Here is a 5,661-nt window from a genome sequence, read left to right as displayed (position 1 = left end):
GGCGCCCAGCTGAGTTGTTTAAAAATTCGATCAAGCAATATGTGTGGGTGCTTACGGAGCGATGTATCGATACACGATATATCGGAAGTAAGTAACTCGACAATTCGATTTACGTTAATTCCGAGCAAGACTTAAGCCTGATTGGTTGCTGATGTTTAGCATCCTTGAGTGTCAGGCGACTCTTTAAACTGAAGAGTTTGATCATGGCTCAGATTGAACGCTGGCGGCAGGCCTAACACATGCAAGTCGAGCGCGAAAGCTCCTTCGGGAGTGACTAGAGCGGCGGACGGGTGAGTAACGCGTGGGAATCTGCCTGGTAGTGGGGGACAACATTCGGAAACGGATGCTAATACCGCATACGCCCTACGGGGGAAAGCGGGGGATCTTCGGACCTCGTGCTATCAGATGAGCCCACGTCGGATTAGCTTGTTGGTGGGGTAACGGCCTACCAAGGCAACGATCCGTAGCTGGTTTGAGAGGATGATCAGCCACACTGGGACTGAGACACGGCCCAGACTCCTACGGGAGGCAGCAGTGGGGAATATTGCACAATGGGGGAAACCCTGATGCAGCCATGCCGCGTGTGTGAAGAAGGCCTTCGGGTTGTAAAGCACTTTCATTCGGGAGGAAGGGGTGTTGTTTAATACGCAACATCATTGACGTTACCGAAAGAAGAAGCACCGGCTAACTCCGTGCCAGCAGCCGCGGTAATACGGAGGGTGCGAGCGTTAATCGGAATTACTGGGCGTAAAGCGCGCGTAGGCGGTTAGTTAAGCTGGATGTGAAAGCCCAGGGCTCAACCTTGGAACTGCATTCAGAACTGGCTGGCTAGAGTACGAGAGAGGGTAGTGGAATTTCCTGTGTAGCGGTGAAATGCGTAGATATAGGAAGGAACATCAGTGGCGAAGGCGACTGCCTGGCTCGATACTGACGCTGAGGTGCGAAAGCGTGGGGAGCAAACAGGATTAGATACCCTGGTAGTCCACGCCGTAAACGATGTCTACTAGTCGTAGGGCTCCTTGAGGGCTTTGTGACGCAGCTAACGCAATAAGTAGACCGCCTGGGGAGTACGGCCGCAAGGTTAAAACTCAAATGAATTGACGGGGGCCCGCACAAGCGGTGGAGCATGTGGTTTAATTCGACGCAACGCGAAGAACCTTACCAGGGCTTGACATCCTCGGAACTTTCCAGAGATGGATTGGTGCCTTCGGGAACCGAGTGACAGGTGCTGCATGGCTGTCGTCAGCTCGTGTCGTGAGATGTTGGGTTAAGTCCCGTAACGAGCGCAACCCTTGTCCCTAGTTGCTAGCAGGTAATGCTGAGAACTCTAGGGAGACTGCCGGTGACAAACCGGAGGAAGGTGGGGACGACGTCAAGTCATCATGGCCCTTACGTCCTGGGCTACACACGTGCTACAATGGCTGGTACAGACGGTTGCGAATCCGCGAGGTGGAGCTAATCCGAGAAAACCAGTCGTAGTCCGGATCGGAGTCTGCAACTCGACTCCGTGAAGTCGGAATCGCTAGTAATCGTGAATCAGAATGTCACGGTGAATACGTTCCCGGGCCTTGTACACACCGCCCGTCACACCATGGGAGTGGGTTGCTCCAGAAGTGGCTAGTCTAACCTTCGGGGGGACGGTCACCACGGAGTGATTCATGACTGGGGTGAAGTCGTAACAAGGTAGCCCTAGGGGAACCTGGGGCTGGATCACCTCCTTAAACGATTTATCGAGAGTTGTTTCGTAAGTGCTCACACATATTGCTTGATCGGACTGATGATGTTGATGTCAGTGAAGCCCATTGGGCGGGTCTAGTGCCCTGAGGTTTTAAACCCCAAGGGCAGATAGTTTTAGGCCTGTAGCTCAGTTGGTTAGAGCGCACCCCTGATAAGGGTGAGGTCGGCAGTTCAAGTCTGCCCAGGCCTACCAAATTTTCCTGTAGCGTCGTTATTTTGCTCCTTGCATAGCAGGCTATGCGGCGGACCAAAATGCCTAGCTGCAGAAAAATTAACGATAGCGAGTTCATCTTGCGATCGACTTATCAAGATGGGGCTATAGCTCAGCTGGGAGAGCGCCTGCCTTGCACGCAGGAGGTCAGCGGTTCGATCCCGCTTAGCTCCACCATCTACTGACAGCAGCATTAGAGATCAGAAAACTGGATTCTTAGTGGTTTCTCGCGGTTTGAGAATAAGAGTTCAGCTTTCTGATTTTTGCATCAGATGTTCTTTAACAAGGTGAAACAATTTGTAGTAATACACTGCAAGGCGAGGTTGAGTACTTAACAAATACTCAACATCAATAATGTGTGTCTCTCAAGCACACAATCCGGCGTCCGGATCCAATGAAGTTTATTGGACTGGATGTTAAAAGTCGTTAGTAGTCGTTTGTGTTGTATGGTCAAGCGACTAAGCGTATACGGTGGATGCCTTGGCAGCTGGAGGCGATGAAGGACGTAGGAGCCTGCGAAAAGTCTAGGGGAGCTGGCACACAAGCTTTGATCCTAGGATGTCCGAATGGGGAAACCCACCTGTTTTACAGGTATCGCATAGTGAATACATAGCTATGCGAGGCGAACCCGGGGAACTGAAACATCTAAGTACCCGGAGGAAAAGAAATCAACCGAGATTCCCTGAGTAGCGGCGAGCGAAAGGGGATTAGCCCTTAAGCTCTTTGTGTTTTAGTGGAAGGATCTGGAAAGTTCCGCGATACAGGGTGATAGCCCCGTACACGAAAAGGCACTTAGAGTGAAATCGAGTAGGTCGGGACACGTGTTATCTTGACTGAACATGGGGGGACCATCCTCCAAGGCTAAATACTCCCAGCTGACCGATAGTGAACCAGTACCGTGAGGGAAAGGCGAAAAGAACCCCGGAGAGGGGAGTGAAATAGAACCTGAAACCGTATACGTACAAGCAGTAGGAGCCCTTCGGGGTGACTGCGTACCTTTTGTATAATGGGTCAGCGACTTATTGTCTGTAGCAAGGTTAACCGCATAGGGAAGCCGTAGAGAAATCGAGTCTTAATAGGGCGTTCAGTTGCAGGCAATAGACCCGAAACCCGGCGATCTATCCATGGGCAGGTTGAAGATTGAGTAACATCAATTGGAGGACCGAACTCACTAACGTTGAAAAGTTAGGAGATGACCTGTGGATCGGAGTGAAAGGCTAATCAAGCCGGGAGATAGCTGGTTCTCCTCGAAAGCTATTTAGGTAGCGCCTCGCGTCTCACCCACGGGGGTAGAGCACTGTTTGGGCTAGGGGGTCATCCCGACTTACCAACCCCATGCAAACTCCGAATACCGTGGAGTGCAATCGCGGGAGACACACGGCGGGTGCTAACGTCCGTCGTGGAAAGGGAAACAACCCAGACCGCCAGCTAAGGTCCCAAATACCAGTTAAGTGGGAAACGATGTGGGAAGGCCCAGACAGCTAGGAAGTTGGCTTAGAAGCAGCCATCTTTTAAAGAAAGCGTAATAGCTCACTAGTCGAGTCGGCCCGCGCGGAAGATATACCGGGGCTCAAACTGGTAACCGAAGCTGCGGATGCATCTTTGATGCATGGTAGAGGAGCGTTCTGTAAGTGGTTGAAGGTGTGCCGGGAGGCATGCTGGACATATCAGAAGTGCGAATGCTGACATGAGTAACGATAAGGGAGGTGAAAAACCTCCCCGCCGGAAGACCAAGGGTTCCTGTCCAACGCTAATCGGGACAGGGTTAGTCGGCCCCTAAGGCGAGGGCGAAGGCCGTAGTCGATGGGAAACAGGTTAACATTCCTGTACTCGCTATTGCTGCGACGGAGTGACGGAGAAGGCTAGGCCAGCACGGCGATTGGTTGTCCGTGTTTAAGGTAGTAGGCTGGGGACTTAGGCAAATCCGGGTCCCTAAGGCCGAGAGCTGACGACGAGTCTCTTTTTTGAGACGAAGTGGTCGATGCCATGCTTCCAGGAAAAACTTCTAAGCTTCAGGCAATAGTGAACCGTACTCGAAACCGACACAGGTGGTCAGGTAGAGAATACCAAGGCGCTTGAGAGAACTCTGGTGAAGGAACTAGGCAAAATGGTACCGTAACTTCGGGAGAAGGTACGCCGGTTTTGGTGATGGGACTTGCTCCCTAAGCTGAGGCCGGTCGAAGTGACCAGGTGGCTGCGACTGTTTATTAAAAACATAGCACTCTGCAAACACGTAAGTGGACGTATAGGGTGTGACGCCTGCCCGGTGCCGGAAGGTTAATTGATGGGGTTAGGATTCGTCCGAAGCTCTTGATCGAAGCCCCGGTAAACGGCGGCCGTAACTATAACGGTCCTAAGGTAGCGAAATTCCTTGTCGGGTAAGTTCCGACCTGCACGAATGGCGTAACGATGGCCACGCTGTCTCCACCAGAGACTCAGTGAAATTGAAATCGCTGTTAAGATGCAGTGTACCCGCGGCTAGACGGAAAGACCCCGTGAACCTTTACTATAGCTTTGCACTGAACTTTGAGCCTACTTGTGTAGGATAGGTGGGAGGCTTTGAAACTGTGACGCCAGTTGCAGTGGAGCCACCCTTGAAATACCACCCTGGTATGTTTGAGGTTCTAACCCAGGTCCCTTATCGGGATCGGGGACAGTGTATGGTGGGTAGTTTGACTGGGGCGGTCTCCTCCCAAAGTGTAACGGAGGAGTACGAAGGTGCACTCAGCATGGTCGGAAATCATGCATTGAGCATAATGGTAAAAGTGCGCTTGACTGCGAGACAGACATGTCGAGCAGGTACGAAAGTAGGTCATAGTGATCCGGCGATTCTGTATGGAAGGGTCGTCGCTCAACGGATAAAAGGTACTCCGGGGATAACAGGCTGATACCGCCCAAGAGTTCACATCGACGGCGGTGTTTGGCACCTCGATGTCGGCTCATCACATCCTGGGGCTGAAGCCGGTCCCAAGGGTATGGCTGTTCGCCATTTAAAGTGGTACGCGAGCTGGGTTTAGAACGTCGTGAGACAGTTCGGTCCCTATCTGCCGTGGGCGTTGGAGATTTGAGAAGAGTTGCTCCTAGTACGAGAGGACCGGAGTGAACGAACCTCTGGTGTTCGGGTTGTCACGCCAGTGGCATTGCCCGGTAGCTATGTTCGGACGGGATAACCGCTGAAAGCATCTAAGCGGGAAGCCTCCTTCAAGATGAGATCTCCCTGGGACCTCGAGTCCCCTAAAGGGCCCTGGAAGACTACCAGGTTGATAGGCTGGGTGTGGAAGCGTTGTGAGGCGTTGAGCTAACCAGTACTAATTGCCCGTGCGGCTTGACCATACAACAGAGATGGTTACTGACGATTCGGATTGTGAGAGCAGAGGCTCAAAGCAAACGAGAGACACGCAAGATCGACTTGCGGTGTATTACTACAGATTGTTTTACCGACTTATTTGGGTTGATTGTTAGCTGCGCAAGCAGTGGCAAACGGACAATCAAACGGCGGCGCAGAGCAGAGAGCTCATAAGACCAAGCCAACCCAAGCCAGTTTGCCTGACGACCATAGAGTTGTGGAACCACCTGATCCCTTGCCGAACTCAGAAGTGAAACGCAACATCGCCGATGGTAGTGTGGTGATTCGCCATGTGAGAGTAGGTCATCGTCAGGCTTTGATTACAAAGGCCCAGTCGCTAACGCGGCTGGGCCTTTTTTATTTTAGG

2 tRNA genes and 3 rRNA genes are annotated in these 5,661 nt (G+C 52.1%); all 5 read left to right on the top strand.

The window, feature by feature from the left end:
• Positions 1 to 185: 185 nt before the first annotated feature.
• The 5 genes from MWN76_RS20655 (at position 186) to rrf (ending at position 5,609) form a co-directional block, all read left to right on the top strand.
• Positions 186 to 1,721, top strand: a 16S ribosomal RNA gene (locus tag MWN76_RS20655).
• Positions 1,722 to 1,853: 132 nt separating this feature from the next.
• Positions 1,854 to 1,930, top strand: a tRNA-Ile gene (locus tag MWN76_RS20650).
• Positions 1,931 to 2,049: 119 nt separating this feature from the next.
• Positions 2,050 to 2,125, top strand: a tRNA-Ala gene (locus MWN76_RS20645).
• 271 nt (positions 2,126 to 2,396) lie between these two features.
• Positions 2,397 to 5,281, top strand: a 23S ribosomal RNA gene (locus MWN76_RS20640).
• Positions 5,282 to 5,493: 212 nt separating this feature from the next.
• Positions 5,494 to 5,609 (top strand): 5S ribosomal RNA (gene rrf, locus MWN76_RS20635).
• Together the 16S, 23S and 5S rRNA genes with 2 tRNA genes alongside form the textbook arrangement of a ribosomal RNA operon.
• The last annotated feature ends 52 nt before the right edge of the window (positions 5,610 to 5,661 follow it).

The organism is Microbulbifer litoralis, from assembly GCF_023634065.1.
GTDB classification, from domain to species: domain Bacteria; phylum Pseudomonadota; class Gammaproteobacteria; order Pseudomonadales; family Cellvibrionaceae; genus Microbulbifer; species Microbulbifer litoralis.
This window is presented reverse-complemented; position numbering and strand designations above follow the sequence as displayed.